Consider the following 16,186-nt stretch of genomic DNA (forward strand, 5'->3'; position numbering starts at 1 on the left):
GGACCTCCGTGCGTACCTCCTTATGTCCATCGAACGGTGGACACCCGCGTGCGTGCGGCACAATGTCCCTGCCCCCAGGCCCCCCAAGCGACGGAACGGCGTGATGAGCAAGACGACCCCGGCAAGCGGAAGCCGCCCCTCCCAGCAGGATCACGACCACGGGGGAAGGGACGCGGACGCGCCACGCAGTGTCGGCGGGAGCCGTGCGTTCGCGCTGCTCCTGGTGATCACGGGCGCCGCGGGGCTGCTCGCGGCGTGGGTCATCACGCTGGACAAGTTCAAGCTCCTGGAAGACCCGGACTTCACGCCCGGCTGCAGCCTCAACCCGGTCGTCTCCTGCGGCAACATCATGACGAGCGACCAGGCGTCGGTCTTCGGGTTCCCCAACCCGATGCTGGGCATCGCCGCCTACGCCGTCGTGATCTGTGTCGGCATGAGCCTTCTCGGCCGTGCGCGCTTCCCGGGCTGGTACTACCTGACGCTGAACGCGGGCACGCTCTTCGGGGTCGCCTTCTGCACCTGGCTGCAGTACCAGTCGCTGTACGAGATCAACTCGCTGTGCCTGTGGTGCTGCCTGGCCTGGGTCGCCACGATCGTCATGTTCTGGTACGTCACGTCGTTCAACGTCCGCAACGGCTTCCTGCCCGCGCCCTCCTGGCTGCGCACGTTCTTCGGCGAGTTCACCTGGGTGCTTCCGGTGCTGCACGTCGGCATCATCGGCATGCTCATCCTCACGCGCTGGTGGGACTTCTGGACCAGCTGACGGGAGCCGGCCGGCAGGCAGCGCCGACGGCGTTGTCAGTGGGCTGACGTAGGGTTCGATCCGTGGAGCCCGACCTGTTCACCGCAGCCGCCGAGGACCGCCAGGAGAAGGACCCTTCGACAAGTCCCCTGGCCGTCCGGATGCGCCCGCGCACCCTGGAAGAAGTCGTCGGTCAGCAGCATCTGCTGAAGCAGGGCTCGCCCCTGCGCAGGCTGGTCGGCGAGGGCGGCGGAGGACCGGCGGGACCCTCGTCGGTGTTCCTGTGGGGCCCGCCCGGCATCGGCAAGACGACCCTTGCGTACGTGGTCTCCAAGGCCACCAACAAGCGCTTCGTGGAGCTCTCCGCGATCACCGCGGGCGTGAAGGAGGTCCGCGCGGTCATCGAGGGCGCCCGCAGGGCCATGGGCGGCCACGGCAAGGAGACCGTCCTCTTCCTGGACGAGATCCACCGCTTCAGCAAGGCACAGCAGGACTCCCTGCTGCCGGCCGTCGAGAACCGCTGGGTGACGCTGATCGCGGCGACGACGGAGAACCCGTACTTCTCGATCATCTCCCCGCTCCTGTCCCGCTCCCTGCTCCTCACGCTCGAACCCCTCACGGACGACGACCTGCGCGGTCTGCTGCGCCGGGCGCTCACCGAGGAACGGGGCCTGGGCGGCGCGGTGGAGCTGCCCGAGGACACCGAGGAGCATCTCCTGCGGATCTCCGGCGGCGACGCCCGGCGCGCGCTCACCGCCCTGGAGGCGGGCGCCGGCTCGGCCATCGCCAAGGGGGAGAAGGAGATCACCCTCCAGACCCTGGAGGAGTCCGTCGACCGCGCGGCGGTGAAGTACGACCGAGACGGCGACCAGCACTACGACGTCGCGAGCGCCCTGATCAAGTCCATCCGCGGCTCGGACGTGGACGCGGCCCTGCACTACCTGGCCCGGATGATCGAGGCCGGCGAGGACCCCCGCTTCATCGCACGCCGCCTGATGATCTCCGCGAGCGAGGACATCGGCCTAGCCGACCCCACGGCACTGCCCACGGCGGTCGCCGCCGCCCAGGCCGTCGCGATGATCGGCTTCCCGGAGGCCGCGCTCACCCTCAGCCACGCGACGATCGCCCTCGCCCTGGCCCCGAAGTCGAACGCCGCGACGATCGCCATCCAGTCCGCCCAGGCCGACGTCCGCGCGGGCCTCGCGGGCCCCGTCCCGCCCCACCTGCGCGACGGGCACTACAAGGGAGCGGCCAAGCTCGGCCACGCCCAGGGCTATGTGTATCCGCACGACGTGCCGGGCGCGATCGCCGCCCAGCAGTACGCACCGGACGCCGTGGCGGCCAAGCGCTACTACCAACCCACGCGCTACGGAGCCGAGGCTCGGTACGCGGACGTGGTGGAGCGCGTGCGCGAGCGCCTCAAGGGCGAGTAGCCCCGGGCCGCCGCCGCCCGCGGCTGAGGCACCCCCCGTCACCCGGTACACTTGCCCGAAGTGCTGCGTCCCGTGTCCGGTCTCGTACCGGCACCACCAGAACGGGACATCCAGCCGGAGCCCCGGACCTCACCGTCCAGGGACCTCCAGGAGCGTCGCGCACCGTCGAAGGTGTCGCGGGCAGCCCACCACCATCTCGTACTCCGGGAAGCGGTCGGTGGGCCACTCGCGTGCTGCACATAGTGCCCAGACCAGGGAGCGGCTGCCCGCCGGATCCAGAACCACCGGATCCGATGGGTTTCCCAGGCTGCGGATGCGACCTCCCCTAACCCTGGTGAAGCCGATTTCACATTGAACAGAGAGGTTGGTTCATGCCGAACCAGTCCCGCCCCAAGGTCAAGAAGTCGCGTGCCCTCGGCATCGCGCTGACCCCGAAGGCCGTCAAGTACTTCGAGGCCCGCCCCTACCCGCCGGGCGAGCACGGCCGTGGGCGCAAGCAGAACTCGGACTACAAGGTCCGTCTGCTCGAGAAGCAGCGTCTGCGCGCGCAGTACGACATCAGCGAGAAGCAGATGGCCCGTGCCTACGACCGCGCCAAGAAGGCCGAAGGCAAGACCGGCGAGGCCCTGGTCATCGAGCTCGAGCGCCGTCTCGACGCCCTGATCCTGCGTTCGGGCATCGCCCGCACGATCTACCAGGCCCGTCAGATGGTCAGCCACGGCCACATCGAGGTCAACGGCGGCAAGGTCGACAAGCCGTCGTTCCGTGTCCGTCCCGACGACGTCGTGATGGTCCGCGAGCGCAGCCGCGAGAAGCCGCTGTTCCAGGTCTCCCGTGAGGGCGGCTTCGCCCCCGACGGCGAGATCCCGCGTTACCTCCAGGTCAACCTGAAGGCCCTGGCCTTCCGTCTGGACCGTGACCCGAACCGCAAGGAGATCCCCGTGATCTGCGACGAGCAGCTCGTCGTCGAGTACTACGCCCGCTGACCCGGACGTAGCTCTCCCTGCTTCAGCCCGTCGCCCGCCCTCCCTTCGTGGTGGGGCAGGCGGCGGGTTTTTGCGTTGCCCTTCGAGCCGGCGCCCAGGGCCCGTGACACCGCGGCGTCCGGGGTGAGCCGGGTCCCGACGGCCACGCACTCCTCGTACCGCGCATCTCCCAGCTGCTCGCGGGCCTGCGACTCGCACAGCGCGTGCGGCCCGCCGAAGTTCCCGGAGCCGAACAGCGGCAGGCCCACCGAGGGCCAGATGCGGGACGCGGCGCCCTGCAGCACCGCGGCCTCGGCCGGATCGCCGTCCGCCACGGTGAAGAGCGCGAGCAGCTCGATCGCGAGGACCGTGCCGAGCAGATCGTGAAAGGCGTGGTCAAGGGCAAGACACCGCATCACCAGGTCACGGGCCGTCGCCGCCTCACCGCGCGTCCACGCCGCGAAACCGAGGACATACAGGGCGTACGCGAGAGTCCACCGCTCGCCGTGGTCCTCGCAGACCTGGCGCACGTCCTCGCAGAGCTCCACCGCATCGGCCAGCTCCCCGCGAAAGGCGAGGGCCATCGCCAGCTCGACCTGGCCCATCAGGACGTTGCTGTTGAGCTCGCCGATCTCGCGGTACTGCTCGAGGGCCGAGCGCAGCAGGGTCTCGGCGCGCGGCATGTCGTCGTTGAGGAGCGCCAGGCAGCCGATGCGGTGCACCGCGTACGCCGCCGCGATGGCGCTGCCGGTACGTTCCGCCTCGTCCTTGCACTCCTGCAGCGCCGCGAGCGCCGCGACCGTGTCGCCCTGCAGCACCGCGACATAGCCGAGCACCCAGAGGGCCTTGAGGCGGGAGTCGTCGTGGCCGCCGTCCAGCTCGAGTGCGCGGTCGAGCCAGTGCCGGCCCTCCGCGAGTCGCCCGCAGCCCACCCAGTAGAACCACAGGCTGCCCGCCAGATACTGGCCCAGATGCGTCTCGTCCGGCTCGGTCAGGCAGTACTCGAGGGCGCCCCGCAGATTGGGCAGTTCGCAGTCGACGAGCTCGGCGACCCGCGCCTGGCGCGGCGAGAACCAGTCCAGCTCGCACCAGGTGGCGAGCCCCATGTACCAGTCGCGGTGCCGGCGCCGCATGCGCGCGGCGTCGCCGGTCGCCTCCAGCCAGTCGGCGCCGTACGCCCGGACCGTGTCGAGCATGCGGTAGCGGACGCCCGCCGGGCCTTCCTCGCGGGTCACGACGGACTGCGCGAGCAGCTCGCCGAGCACGTCGAGGACGTCGTCCGCGTGCAGGCCGTCACCGCTGCAGATGTACTCGGCCGCCTCCAGGTCGAAGGGGCCGCAGAACACCGAGAGCCGTGACCACAGCAGACGCTCGCCCGCCGTGCACAGCTCATGGCTCCAGCCGATGGCCGTACGCAGGGTCTGGTGGCGTGGCGGCACATCGCGCCGTGTGCCGGTCAGGAGCGCGAAGCGGTCGTCGAGCCGGGAAAGCAGCTGCGCGGGCGAGAGCGCCCGCAGCCGCCCCGCCGCCAGCTCCACCGCCAGCGGAATCCCGTCGAGGCGTCGGCAGAGCTCCGCCACGTCGGCTTCGTTCTCCTCGTCCAGGGTGAAGCCGGGGAGCCCCGACGCCGCCCGGTCGGCGAACAGCGCGGCGGCGTCCTGGGTGGGCAGCGGCGCGAGGGGAAAGATCCGCTCGCCCCCGGTGTCCAGCGGCCGGCGTCCCACCGCGAGGACACGGAGCCCGGGGGAGTGGTGCAGCAGGTCCCCCACCAGCGACGCGCATGCCTCCACCAGGTGCTCGAACCCGTCGACGACGAGGAGGACTTCCCGCTCCGCGAGATGGTCGAGCAGCGACCTGCGCGGGGTGCGGCGGGTGTGATCGGTCAGGTTCAGCGCGTCGGCGACCGCGTGTTCGACCAGATCCGGGTCCCTGACCCCGGCGAGCTCCACCAGCCAGGCGCCGTCCCGCGGCTCGGCACCGGAGGCGGCCCGGACGGCCAGACGGGACTTGCCGACGCCACCCACACCGGTCACGGTGACCAGCCGCGCCGACTCCAACGCGGCGGTGAGCGCGGTCAGTTCGGCGGTGCGTCCGACGAAGGCGTTGAGCTCCAGGGGAAGGTTCCCCGGTCTCGGGCGCTGTGTGGGGGAGCTGTGCCGGTGGGCGCCCGTGCGCTGATCGCGTCGCATGAGATACGGAGCGTACCGATGCGTAAGCAGTCCGTACAATCACTTCAGGTAACTCCCTTGCGCTTGCACGGTAATGCGGTGCGGAGCCTTGGCCCCGGCGCGATAGGGTCGGGGGACGACTTTTCGATGTTCAGGGCCGATGATCAGGGAGCGGTGCAGAGTGTCCGGTGGAGAGGTGGCCGGGATCCTGGTGGCCGTCTTCTGGGCGATCCTGGTCTCCTTCCTGGCGGTGGCGCTGGTGAGGCTGGCGCAGACGCTCAGGGCGACCACCAAGCTGGTCGCGGAAGTGACCGAGCAGGCCGTCCCGCTGCTCGCGGACGCCTCCGAGGCGGTGCGCTCCGCGCAGACGCAGATCGACCGGGTCGACGCCATCGCGTCGGACGTCCAGGAAGTCACGTCGAACGCGTCGGCGCTCTCCACGACGGTGGCCTCCACCTTCGGCGGGCCCCTCGTCAAGGTCGCGGCGTTCGGTTACGGGGTGCGCAGGGCCCTGGGCCGCAAGGCAGGACCCGAATCAAACAATGTGCCCCCGGCGCCCGCCCGACGTACCGTGATCGTGGGGCGCACGGTGCCCTCCGCGCGGCGGCGGGGCAAGCGGAAGAAGGACTGACGCAGCGATGTTCCGCCGTACGTTCTGGTTCACCGCGGGCGCCGCTGCCGGTGTGTGGGCCACCACCAAGGTCAACCGCAAGATCAAGCAACTGACCCCCGAGAGCCTCGCGGCCCAGGCCGCGAACAAGGCGGTCGAGGCAGGTCACAAACTCAAGGACTTCGCTCTCGACGTCCGCGACGGCATGGCCCAGCGCGAGGCCGAACTGGGCGAGGCCCTGGGCCTCGAAGCCCCGGTCGACCCCGAACTGCCCGGGCAGCGCCGGGTGGTCGTGGCCATCGAGAACGGCAAGACCAGCAAGACCGACAAGAACACGCAGGGCAAGTACCTCTCGAAGTCGAAGTACTCGTACAACCGGAATGAGGACCACTGATGGAGTCGGCCGAGATTCGCCGCCGCTGGCTGAGCTTCTTCGAGGAGCGCGGGCACACCGTCGTCCCTTCGGCGTCGCTCATCGCGGACGACCCGACTCTGCTCCTCGTCCCCGCGGGCATGGTGCCCTTCAAGCCCTACTTCCTGGGTGAGGTCAAGCCGCAGTTCTCGCGCGCCACGAGCGTGCAGAAGTGCGTGCGCACGCCCGACATCGAAGAGGTCGGCAAGACCACGCGGCACGGCACGTTCTTCCAGATGTGCGGCAACTTCTCCTTCGGTGACTACTTCAAGGAAGGCGCCATCAAGTACGCCTGGGAGCTGCTCACCAGCTCCGTGGCGGACGGCGGCTTCGGCCTCGACCCCGAGCGCCTGTGGGTGACGGTCTACCTCGACGACGACGAGGCCGAGACCATCTGGCGCGAGAAGGTGGGCGTCCCCGCCGAGCGCATCCAGCGCCTGGGCAAGAAGGACAACTACTGGTCCATGGGCGTCCCCGGACCCTGCGGCCCCTGCTCCGAGATCAACTACGACCGCGGCCCCGAGTTCGGCGTCGAGGGCGGCCCGGCCGTCAACGACGAGCGGTACGTGGAGATCTGGAACCTGGTCTTCATGCAGTACGAGCGCGGCGAGGGCACCTCCAAGGAGGACTTCGAGATCCTCGGCGAGCTGCCCAGCAAGAACATCGACACCGGCCTCGGCCTCGAGCGCCTCGCGATGATCCTGCAGGGCGTGCAGAACATGTACGAGACCGACACCCTGCGCGTCGTCATGGACAAGGCCACCGAGCTGACCGGCGTGCGGTACGGCGCCGAGCAGGGCTCGGACGTCTCCCTGCGCGTGGTCGCCGACCACATGCGTACGTCCGTGATGCTCATCGGCGACGGCGTCACGCCCGGCAACGAGGGCCGTGGCTACGTCCTGCGCCGCATCATGCGCCGCGCCATCCGCAACATGCGTCTGATGGGCGCCACCGGCCCGGTCGTGAACGAGCTCGTCGACACGGTCATCAAGTCGATGGGCGAGCAGTACCCCGAGCTCCGATCCGACCGCAAGCGCATCGAGACCGTCGCCCTCGCCGAAGAGGCCGCCTTCCTCAAGGCCCTCAAGGGCGGCACGAACATCCTCGACACCGCCGTCACCGAGACCAAGGCCGCCGGCGGCAAGGTCCTCTCCGGCGACAAGGCGTTCCTGCTGCACGACACGTGGGGCTTCCCGATCGACCTCACCCTGGAGATGGCCGCCGAGCAGGGCCTCTCCGTGGACGAGGACGGCTTCCGGCGCCTGATGAGGGAGCAGCGGGAGCGCGCCAAGGCCGACGCCCAGGCCAAGAAGACCGGTCACGCCGATCTGCACGCCTACCGCGAGATCGCCGACGCCTCCGGCGCCACGGACTTCACCGGCTACAGCCTCACCGAGAACGAGGCCTCGATCGTCGGCCTCCTGGTCAACGGCGTCTCGTCCCCCGCCGCCCGTGAGGGCGACGACGTCGAGGTCGTCCTCGACCGCACCCCCTTCTACGCCGAGGGCGGCGGCCAGATCGGAGACACCGGCCGGATCCGCCTCGACAACGGCGCGGTCGTCGAGATCCGCGACGTGCAGAAGCCGGTCCCCGGCGTGCACGTCCACAAGGGCACCGTCCAGGTCGGTGAGATCACCGTCGGCGCACCCGTCTGGGCCTCGATCGACGCGCGCCGTCGTACGGCCATCGCCCGCGCCCACTCCGCCACGCACCTCACGCACCAGGCGCTGCGCGACGCGCTCGGCCCGACGGCCGCCCAGGCCGGTTCCGAGAACCAGCCCGGCCGCTTCCGCTTCGACTTCGGCTCCCCGTCGGCCGTGCCCACGGCCGTCATGACGGACGTCGAGCAGAAGATCAACGAAGTCCTCGCGCACGAGCTCGACGTACAGGCCGAGGTCATGTCGATCGACGAGGCCAAGAAGCAGGGCGCCATCGCCGAGTTCGGCGAGAAGTACGGCGAGCGGGTCCGCGTGGTGACCATCGGCGACTTCTCCAAGGAGCTGTGCGGCGGCACGCACGTGCACAACACCGCCCAGCTCGGCCTGGTGAAGCTGCTCGGCGAGTCGTCCATCGGTTCGGGCGTCCGCCGCATCGAGGCCCTGGTCGGCGTCGACGCGTACAACTTCCTCGCCAAGGAGCACACGGTCGTCGCCCAGCTCCAGGAGCTGATCAAGGGCCGCTCCGAGGAGCTGCCCGAGAAGGTCGCCGCCATGCTCGGCAAGCTCAAGGACGCGGAGAAGGAGATCGACAAGTTCCGCGCGGAGAAGGTCCTCGCGGCCGCCGCCGGACTCGTCGACAGCGCCAAGGACGTACGCGGCGTCGCGCTCGTCACCGGCCAGGTGCCGGACGGCACGGGCGCCGACGACCTGCGCAGGCTCGTCCTCGACGTACGCGGTCGCATCCAGGGTGACCGCCCGGCCGTGGTGGCCCTCTTCACGACGGCCAACGGCCGCCCGCTGACGGTCATCGCCACGAACGAAGCCGCGCGTGAGCGCGGCCTCAAGGCCGGCGACCTCGTCCGTACGGCCGCCAAGACCCTCGGTGGCGGTGGCGGCGGCAAGCCGGACGTCGCCCAGGGCGGCGGCCAGAACGCCGCGGCCATCGGTGACGCCATGGCCGCGGTCGAGCGCCTCGTCGGCGAGACGGCCTGATGTCTGATTCAGGCGGGGGCATGCGCAGGGGCCGGCGTCTGGCCATCGACGTCGGTGACGCCCGGATCGGGGTCGCCTCGTGCGACCCCGACGGGATCCTCGCCACTCCGGTCGAGACGGTGCCGGGACGCGATGTCCCGGCCGCCCAGCGCCGCTTGAAGCAGCTCGTCGACGAGTACGAACCTATCGAGCTCGTCGTCGGTCTCCCTCGCTCCCTCAAGGGGGGCGAGGGCCCGGCGGCCGTCAAGGTCCGCGCCTTCACCCAGGACCTCGCCCGCTTGGTCGCCCCCCTTTCGGTGCGGCTCGTGGACGAGAGGATGACCACAGTGACGGCCAGTCAGGGCCTGCGCGCCTCGGGCGTGAAGTCCAAAAAGGGCAGGTCTGTCATCGATCAGGCGGCGGCCGTCATCATCCTTCAGCAAGCACTGGAGTCCGAACGGGCGTCAGGTAAAGCTCCGGGCGAGGGCGTCGAAGTGGTCATCTGATCGCGATACGGTAACGTTCCGCGCGATGCGGCGGTGTTCGAACAGCTGCCGCACAGCATCAAGAGGCGGAACGGTTGCCCGAATACTCGGACGGCGGCCCCGCCTCGCGGCTTGTAGGGGATCGATGACTGAGTATGGCCGGGGTCCAGGCTCCGAACCGTGGCATCCCGAGGACCCGTTGTACGGGGACAGCGGATGGGGAGGACAGCAGGCCGCGAGCGGCCAGTCCCCCTACGGCGGCCAGGGGCAGTACCACCCTCAGCAGCATGCCCAGAACCCTCAGCAGCATGCGCAGCAGCCGCAGCAACCCCACCAGGCGCAGTACGACGACTGGAACACGGGCCAGCAGCAGGCTTACGGCCAGCAGCAGTACGGCGGCCCGGCCGGTCAGCAGCAGTACAACGGCGGGCCCGAGCAGCAGTACAACGGCGGCTGGGACACCGGCCAGCAGGGCCAGGCCGCGTACACCGCCGACCCGTCGGATCCCTACGGCCACCAGCAGAGCGGCTACGGCGCGGAGAGCGCGGACTACTACAGCACTCCGGACGCCTACCCCCCGCCAGAGCCGCCGTCCCGCCGCCGCGGTGAGCCCGAGCCGCAGCAGGACTGGGACCCGGGCCCGGACCAGGGCGAGCACGCCTTCTTCTCGGGCGGCGATGACGACGAGGACGACTACGACGACGAGCCGCCGGGGCGCCGGGGCGGCCGCGGTGACCGCAAGGGCGGCCGGGGCGGCAAGAAGCCGAAGAAGCGCCGCAACGGCTGCGCCTGCCTGGTCGTGACGCTGGTCTTCGCCGGTGGTCTCGGCGGGGTCGGCTATTTCGGCTACCAGTTCTACCAGGACCGTTTCGGTACGTCGCCGGACTACGCGGGCGAGGGCACGGGCCTCGCAACCGTCGACATCCCCAAGGGCGCCGGCGGCTATGTGATCGGCCAGAAACTGAAAGAGGCCGGGGTCGTCAAGAGCGTGGATGCTTTTGTCTCCGCGCAGGCGCAGAATCCCAAGGGTGATTCCATTCAGGACGGCGTTTATGTCCTGAAGAAGCAGATGTCGGCCAAGAGTGCGGTCGACCTGATGCTCAGCCCGAAGAGCCGCAATAACCTCATCATTCCCGAGGGACGGCGCAATTCGTGGGTCTATTCTCAGATCGACACCCGCCTGGAACTCGACAAGGGGACAACGGCGAGCGTCGCCAAGAAGGAATGGAAGAGCCTCGGCCTTCCTGACTGGGCGAACACCAACAAGGACATCAAGGACCCATTGGAAGGGTTCCTCTACCCCTCCAGCTACGCGGTCGCCAAGGGGCAGAAGCCCGAGGCCGTCCTGAAGAAGATGGTGGCCCACGCCGCGGAGAAGTACGACGAGTTGGGCCTGAAGTCGCAGGCTGACAAGCTGCAGTTGAAGGACCCGCTCCAGGTCCTCACGGTGGCCAGCCTCGTCCAGGCCGAGGGTATGACGCACGACGACTTCAAGAAGATGGCGGCTGTCGTCTACAACCGCCTCAAGGTGTCCAACACCGTCACCAACCAGAAGCTCGAATTCGACTCGACGTACAACTACCTCAAGGGCCAGAGCGAGATCAACATCCCGATCGCCAAGATCCGGAGCGATCCTGACCCGTACAACACGTACTTCCACAAGGGCCTTCCGCCTGGGCCGATCGGGAACCCCGGCGACGAAGCCCTGGCGGCCACGTTGGCACCGGATGGTGGCGGCTGGATGTTCTTCATTTCCGTCGACGGAAAGAAGACGCAGTTCACCAAGACGCTGTCCGAGCACGAAAAGCTGGTCCGTGAATTCAATGAGCGGCAGAAGAATGGCGACTGAGCGCGGCCGCCGAGCCGCGGTTCTCGGCTCCCCCATCGCCCATTCCCTCTCCCCGGTGCTGCACCGCGCCGCATACGGGGAGCTGGGTTTGGTCGACTGGACGTATGACCTGTTCGACGTCGACGAGGCAGCGCTGCCCGGGTTCCTCGAAGGGCTCGGCCCCGAGTGGGCCGGGCTTTCGCTGACGATGCCGCTCAAGCGCGCGGTGATCCCGCTGCTCGACGAGATCAGCGAGACCGCCGCTTCCGTCGACGCGGTCAACACCGTCGTCTTCACGGAGGATGGCCGTCGCGTCGGCGACAACACCGACATCCCCGGCATGATCGCCGCCCTCCGGGAGCACGGCATTGAGCAGGTGGAGTCGGCCGCGATCCTCGGCGCGGGCGCCACCGCGTCGTCCGCGCTCGCCGCGCTCGCGCGGATCTGCACCGGCGAGGTCGTCGCGTACGTACGCAGTCAGGCGCGCGCCGCCGAGATGCGGCAGTGGGGCGAGCGCCTCGACGTGGAGGTGCGGACGGCGGACTGGGCGGACGCCGAACAGGCGCTGAGCGCGCCGCTGGTGATCGCAACGACCCCGGCGGGTGCCACGGACGCGCTGTCGGCCGCCGTGCCCGAGCGGCCCGCGACCCTCTTCGACGTCCTGTACGACCCGTGGCCCACCGCGCTGGCGGCCCGCTGGTCGATGTACGGCGGGGCCGTGGTCAGCGGACTCGATCTGCTCGTGCACCAGGCGGTGCTGCAGGTCGAGCAGATGACCGGGCGCTCGCCCGCGCCGCTTGCCGCGATGCGCAAGGCAGGGGAACACGCGCTCGAAGGACGCTGAGGTCCACGGCCCCGGCAGTCCGGCTGGTGGACCAGGGGCCGGGGCCGCCGTCCCGACGTGGGAGGATCGGGGGTGGCGGGCCAGGGCCGCGCACCCGGTCGCGCCACGCAGTTCCAGGCGCGAGCATGAGGAGCACCGTTGAGCAGGTTGCGTTGGCTGACCGCGGGAGAGTCCCACGGACCCGCACTTGTCGCGACGCTGGAGGGTCTTCCCGCCGGCGTGCCGATCACCACGGAGATGGTGGCGGACCACCTGGCCCGGCGGCGCCTCGGCTATGGGCGCGGTGCGCGCATGAAGTTCGAGCGCGACGAGGTCACCTTCCTGGGCGGCGTCCGGCACGGCCTGACCATGGGCTCGCCGGTCGCGATCATGGTGGGCAACACCGAGTGGCCCAAGTGGGAGCAGGTCATGGCGGCCGACCCGGTCGACCCGGAGATCCTCGCCGACCTGGCCCGCAACGCCCCGCTGACCCGGCCCAGGCCCGGCCACGCCGACCTCGCCGGCATGCAGAAGTACGGCTTCGACGAGGCCCGTCCGATCCTGGAGCGCGCCTCCGCCCGTGAGACCGCGGCCCGCGTCGCGCTCGGCGCGGTCGCCCGCTCCTACCTGAAGGAGACGGCCGGGATCGAGATCGTCAGCCATGTGACCGAGCTGGCGAGCGCCAAGGCTCCGTACGGCGTCTACCCGACCCCCGCCGACGTCGAGAAGCTGGACGCCGACCCGGTGCGCTGCCTCGACGCGGACGCGAGCAAGGCGATGGTCGCGGAGATCGACCAGGCCCACAAGGACGGCGACACCCTCGGTGGTGTGGTGGAGGTCCTCGCGTACGGCGTGCCGGTCGGCCTCGGCTCGCACGTGCACTGGGACCGGCGACTCGACGCCCGCCTCGCCGCCGCGCTCATGGGCATCCAGGCCATCAAGGGCGTCGAGGTCGGCGACGGCTTCGACCTCGCACGGGTGCCGGGCTCCAAGGCGCACGACGAGATCGTCTCCACCGAGGACGGCATCAAGCGCACCTCCGGCCGCTCCGGCGGCACCGAGGGCGGCCTGACCACCGGTGAACTGCTGCGCGTACGCGCCGCGATGAAGCCCATCGCGACCGTGCCGCGCGCGCTCGCCACCGTGGACGTCGCCACCGGCGAGGCCACCAAGGCGCACCACCAGCGCTCCGACGTGTGTGCCGTCCCGGCCGCGGGCATCGTCGCCGAGGCGATGGTCGCGCTGACCCTGGCCGACGCCGTCGCCGAGAAGTTCGGCGGCGACAGCGTGCCCGAGACCCGGCGCAACGTGCGGTCGTACCTCGACAACCTCCAGATCCGGTGACCGGCCCGCAGATCGTTCTGGTCGGCCCGATGGGCGTGGGCAAGTCGACGGTGGGCGCACTGCTCGCCGAGCGCCTCGGCACCGTCTACCGCGACACCGACGCCGACATCGTGGCCGCGCAGGGCCGGGAGATCGCGGAGATCTTCGTGGACGAGGGCGAGCCGCACTTCCGCGACCTGGAGCGCCGGGCCGTGCGTACGGCGCTCGCCGAGCACGAGGGCATCCTCGCGCTCGGCGGGGGCGCGATCCTCGACGAGTCCACGCGCGCGCTCCTCGCGCCGCTCCCCGTCGTCTATCTGTCGATGGACGTCGAGGAGGCGGTCAAGCGCACCGGCCTGAACGTCGCGCGTCCGCTGCTCGCGGTCAACCCGCGCAAGCAGTGGCGCGAACTGATGGACGCCCGCCGCCACTTGTACGCCGAAGTCGCCCGCGCCGTCGTCGCCACCGACGACCGCACCCCCGAAGAGGTAGCCCAAGCGGTCCTCGACGCACTGGAGTTGAAGGAAGCATGACCGAGATGACCGAGACGTCGGGGCAGACGCCCACCCGTATCCAGGTCGGCGGCACCGCGGGCGCCGAGCCGTACGAGGTGCTCGTCGGACGGCAGCTCCTGGGCGAGCTGCCCGGCCTGATCGGCGAGGGCACCAAGCGCGTCGCGATCATCCACCCGGAGGCGCTCGCCGAGACCGGCGACGCGCTGCGCGAGGACCTGGCGGGACAGGGCTTCGAGGTCGTCGCCATCCAGGTGCCGAACGCCGAGGAGGCCAAGACCGCAGAGGTCGCCGCGTACTGCTGGAAGGCTCTCGGGCAGTCCGGCTTCACCCGCAGCGACCTCATCATCGGTGTCGGCGGCGGAGCCACCACGGACCTCGCCGGTTTCGTGGCCGCGACCTGGCTGCGCGGGGTCCGCTGGATCGCCGTGCCGACCACCGTGCTCGGCATGGTCGACGCCGCGGTCGGCGGCAAGACCGGCATCAACACCGCCGAGGGCAAGAACCTGGTCGGCTCCTTCCACCCGCCGACGGGCGTGCTGTGTGACCTGGCCGCGCTCGACTCGCTGCCGGTCAACGACTTCGTCTCGGGCCTCGCGGAGATCATCAAGGCCGGCTTCATCGCCGACCCGGTGATCCTCGAACTCATCGAGGAGGACCCCGAGGCGGCGCGCAGCCCGCAGGGGCGGCACACCGCCGAGCTGATCGAGCGCTCCATCAAGGTCAAGGCCGAGGTCGTCTCCGGCGACCTCAAGGAGTCGGGCCTGCGCGAGATCCTCAACTACGGCCACACCCTCGCCCACGCCATCGAGAAGAACGAGCGCTACAAGTGGCGCCACGGCGCGGCCGTCTCCGTGGGCATGGCCTTCGCGGCCGAACTCGGCCGCCTCGCGGGACGCCTCGACGACGCGACCGCCGACCGGCACCGCGCCGTCCTGGAGTCGGTCGGCCTGCCCTTGAGCTACCGCTACGACCAGTGGCCCAAGCTCCTGGAGACCATGAAGGTCGACAAGAAGTCCCGCGGTGACCTGCTGCGGTTCATCGTCCTGGACGGCCTCGGCAAGCCGACCGTCCTGGAGGGACCCGACCCCGCGGTGCTGCTCGCCGCGTACGGCGAAGTGGCGAACTAGCGCCCGAGAAGCGCTGAATCGGCCCGCCGGAACAAGCCACGGGCACCCTGCGGCCTCCCCGGCCGTTCACACAACGTCGGCCGGGGACGGTACCGTTCGGTAACGGGTGGCCCCGGCCGCCGCCCGACCAGCGTCAGTCGCACGAGACGGAGTGGCACCGGATGCAGCACGCAGTGGGGTCTCCGCTGCCGCCGCCCCATCAGCCGGGGCACGGACCGGCCACCGGCTGGTCCCCGGCCGCACATCACCCGAGCGGTCCGCCGCCGGGCGGAGCGCCGGGCGGCCCACCGCCTCCCGCGCCGGGATTCGCCGGCGCACCGCACCCGCAGGGCACGGCCCCCCATCCACCGGGACCGGCCCCGCACCCGCACGCCCCGGCGCCCCAGCACGTGGCGCCCGGCCCCCCGCAGCACGGCCACATCCCGGGTGCCCCCGTGCCCCCGACCCCGGACACCACCGGCCACATCCAGCTCCCGCCGGGCGGCCCCGTCGCCATGCCGAGCCCCCCGCCCGGCACGGCCCAGGCGGACACCGGCGGCACCACGCTGGCCGTCCTCCTGATCGGCCCCGCCGGCGCGGGCAAGACGAGCGTGGCCAAGTACTGGGCGGAGCACCGCAGGGTGCCGACCGCCCACATCAGCCTGGACGACGTACGCGAATGGGTGCGCTCGGGCTTCGCGGACCCCCAGTCGGGGTGGAACGACCACTCCGAGGCGCAGTACCGCCTGGCCCGCCGCACCTGCGGTTTCGCCGCACGGAACTTCCTGGCCAACGGCATCTCCTGCATCCTCGACGACGCGGTCTTCCCCGACCGCCCGGTCGTCGGCCTCGGCGGCTGGAAGCGCCACGTGGGCCCCGGTCTGCTTCCGGTGGTCCTGCTGCCGGGCCTCGAGATCGTCCTGGAGCGCAATGCCGAGCGCAGCGGCAACCGCCGTCTGACGGACGAGGAAGTGGCCCGCATCCACGGCCGCATGGCCGGCTGGTACGGCTCGGGCCTGCCCATCATCGACAACTCCCAGCTGGACGTGCCCGCCACCGCCCGGGTCCTCGACGACGTCCTCGCCCGCTCCATCGCGAGCCCGCCGCAGTGGTAGCCGCTCGGTCGGACGCGCTCGACCGGCCGAC

General features: G+C 70.5%; 14 protein-coding genes. 13 read left to right on the plus strand and 1 reads right to left on the minus strand.

Going from position 1 to position 16,186, the window contains the following annotated elements; translation table 11 throughout:
* Positions 1–103 precede the first annotated feature (103 nt).
* From AB0M70_RS18515 to rpsD, 3 genes are all read left to right on the plus strand, one after another.
* Positions 104–763, plus strand: coding sequence for a vitamin K epoxide reductase family protein (locus AB0M70_RS18515; RefSeq protein WP_365821019.1), 660 nt, complete (start codon positions 104–106; stop codon positions 761–763).
* A 62-nt stretch (positions 764–825) separates the two neighbouring features.
* Positions 826–2,175: a replication-associated recombination protein A gene (locus AB0M70_RS18520; protein ID WP_365821020.1), complete on the plus strand. Its 1,350-nt coding sequence runs from the start codon at positions 826–828 to the stop codon at positions 2,173–2,175.
* Positions 2,176–2,546: 371 nt separating this feature from the next.
* The gene (gene rpsD, locus AB0M70_RS18525) at positions 2,547–3,161 is read left to right on the plus strand and encodes a 30S ribosomal protein S4 (protein ID WP_160503779.1); all 615 of its coding nucleotides are present in this window, start codon (positions 2,547–2,549) and stop codon (positions 3,159–3,161) included.
* On the opposite strand, the gene AB0M70_RS18530 is transcribed toward rpsD, so the two are convergent.
* On the minus strand, positions 3,149–5,329 hold the full coding sequence (locus AB0M70_RS18530; RefSeq protein WP_365821021.1) for an AAA family ATPase: 2,181 nt from the start codon (positions 5,327–5,329) through the stop codon (positions 3,149–3,151). The genes rpsD and AB0M70_RS18530 overlap by 13 nt on opposite strands.
* A gap of 160 nt (positions 5,330–5,489) precedes the next feature.
* Here AB0M70_RS18530 and AB0M70_RS18535 point away from each other — a divergent pair, with 160 nt between their 5' ends.
* The 10 genes from AB0M70_RS18535 to AB0M70_RS18580 all read left to right on the plus strand — a co-directional run bounded on the left by AB0M70_RS18535 (position 5,490) and on the right by AB0M70_RS18580 (position 16,155).
* Positions 5,490–5,939, plus strand: a complete 450-nt coding sequence (locus AB0M70_RS18535) for a DUF948 domain-containing protein (protein WP_363211008.1) — start codon at positions 5,490–5,492, stop codon at positions 5,937–5,939.
* A gap of 7 nt (positions 5,940–5,946) precedes the next feature.
* Complete coding sequence (locus AB0M70_RS18540) at positions 5,947–6,312, plus strand: DUF6167 family protein (RefSeq protein ID WP_365821022.1); 366 nt, start codon at positions 5,947–5,949, stop codon at positions 6,310–6,312.
* Positions 6,312–8,981 (plus strand): alanine--tRNA ligase, encoded by a 2,670-nt coding sequence (alaS, locus tag AB0M70_RS18545; protein ID WP_365821023.1) that lies wholly within the window; start codon positions 6,312–6,314, stop codon positions 8,979–8,981. Before AB0M70_RS18540 ends, alaS begins: the two co-directional genes overlap by 1 nt.
* Before the next feature lie 20 nt (positions 8,982–9,001).
* Positions 9,002–9,466: a Holliday junction resolvase RuvX gene (gene ruvX, locus AB0M70_RS18550; RefSeq protein WP_365821024.1), complete on the plus strand. Its 465-nt coding sequence runs from the start codon at positions 9,002–9,004 to the stop codon at positions 9,464–9,466.
* Between the two features lie 124 nt (positions 9,467–9,590).
* On the plus strand, positions 9,591–11,294 hold the full coding sequence (gene mltG / locus AB0M70_RS18555) for an endolytic transglycosylase MltG (protein WP_365821025.1): 1,704 nt from the start codon (positions 9,591–9,593) through the stop codon (positions 11,292–11,294).
* Positions 11,284–12,117, plus strand: a complete 834-nt coding sequence (locus AB0M70_RS18560; protein WP_365821026.1) for a shikimate dehydrogenase — start codon at positions 11,284–11,286, stop codon at positions 12,115–12,117. The genes mltG and AB0M70_RS18560 overlap by 11 nt, the downstream gene beginning before the upstream one ends.
* A gap of 138 nt (positions 12,118–12,255) precedes the next feature.
* The gene (gene aroC / locus AB0M70_RS18565) at positions 12,256–13,440 is read left to right on the plus strand and encodes a chorismate synthase (RefSeq protein ID WP_365821027.1); all 1,185 of its coding nucleotides are present in this window, start codon (positions 12,256–12,258) and stop codon (positions 13,438–13,440) included.
* Positions 13,437–13,952 (plus strand): shikimate kinase, encoded by a 516-nt coding sequence (locus tag AB0M70_RS18570; RefSeq protein WP_365821028.1) that lies wholly within the window; start codon positions 13,437–13,439, stop codon positions 13,950–13,952. Before aroC ends, AB0M70_RS18570 begins: the two co-directional genes overlap by 4 nt.
* The gene (aroB, locus tag AB0M70_RS18575) at positions 13,949–15,061 is read left to right on the plus strand and encodes a 3-dehydroquinate synthase (protein ID WP_365821029.1); all 1,113 of its coding nucleotides are present in this window, start codon (positions 13,949–13,951) and stop codon (positions 15,059–15,061) included. Before AB0M70_RS18570 ends, aroB begins: the two co-directional genes overlap by 4 nt.
* 161 nt (positions 15,062–15,222) lie before the next feature.
* On the plus strand, positions 15,223–16,155 hold the full coding sequence (locus AB0M70_RS18580) for a Pro-rich N-terminal domain-containing protein (RefSeq protein ID WP_365821030.1): 933 nt from the start codon (positions 15,223–15,225) through the stop codon (positions 16,153–16,155).
* Positions 16,156–16,186 lie beyond the last annotated feature (31 nt).

It is taken from the genome of Streptomyces sp. NPDC051214 (assembly GCF_040682375.1).
In the GTDB taxonomy this organism is placed as follows: Bacteria; Actinomycetota; Actinomycetes; order Streptomycetales; family Streptomycetaceae; genus Streptomyces.

Bases quoted from the DNA above. Each gene is read 5' to 3' on its own strand.
- alaS (WP_365821023.1), top strand. From the start codon at position 6,312: ATGGAGTCGGCCGAGATTCGCCGCCGCTGGCTGAGCTTCTTCGAGGAG.
- aroB (WP_365821029.1), top strand. From the start codon at position 13,949: ATGACCGAGATGACCGAGACGTCGGGGCAGACGCCCACCCGTATCCAG.
- AB0M70_RS18560 (WP_365821026.1), top strand. From the start codon at position 11,284: ATGGCGACTGAGCGCGGCCGCCGAGCCGCGGTTCTCGGCTCCCCCATC.
- AB0M70_RS18540 (WP_365821022.1), top strand. From the start codon at position 5,947: ATGTTCCGCCGTACGTTCTGGTTCACCGCGGGCGCCGCTGCCGGTGTG.
- AB0M70_RS18515 (WP_365821019.1), top strand. From the start codon at position 104: ATGAGCAAGACGACCCCGGCAAGCGGAAGCCGCCCCTCCCAGCAGGAT.
- ruvX (WP_365821024.1), top strand. From the start codon at position 9,002: ATGCGCAGGGGCCGGCGTCTGGCCATCGACGTCGGTGACGCCCGGATC.
- AB0M70_RS18580 (WP_365821030.1), top strand. From the start codon at position 15,223: ATGCAGCACGCAGTGGGGTCTCCGCTGCCGCCGCCCCATCAGCCGGGG.
- rpsD (WP_160503779.1), top strand. From the start codon at position 2,547: ATGCCGAACCAGTCCCGCCCCAAGGTCAAGAAGTCGCGTGCCCTCGGC.
- AB0M70_RS18530 (WP_365821021.1), bottom strand. From the start codon at position 5,329: ATGCGACGCGATCAGCGCACGGGCGCCCACCGGCACAGCTCCCCCACA.
- mltG (WP_365821025.1), top strand. From the start codon at position 9,591: ATGACTGAGTATGGCCGGGGTCCAGGCTCCGAACCGTGGCATCCCGAG.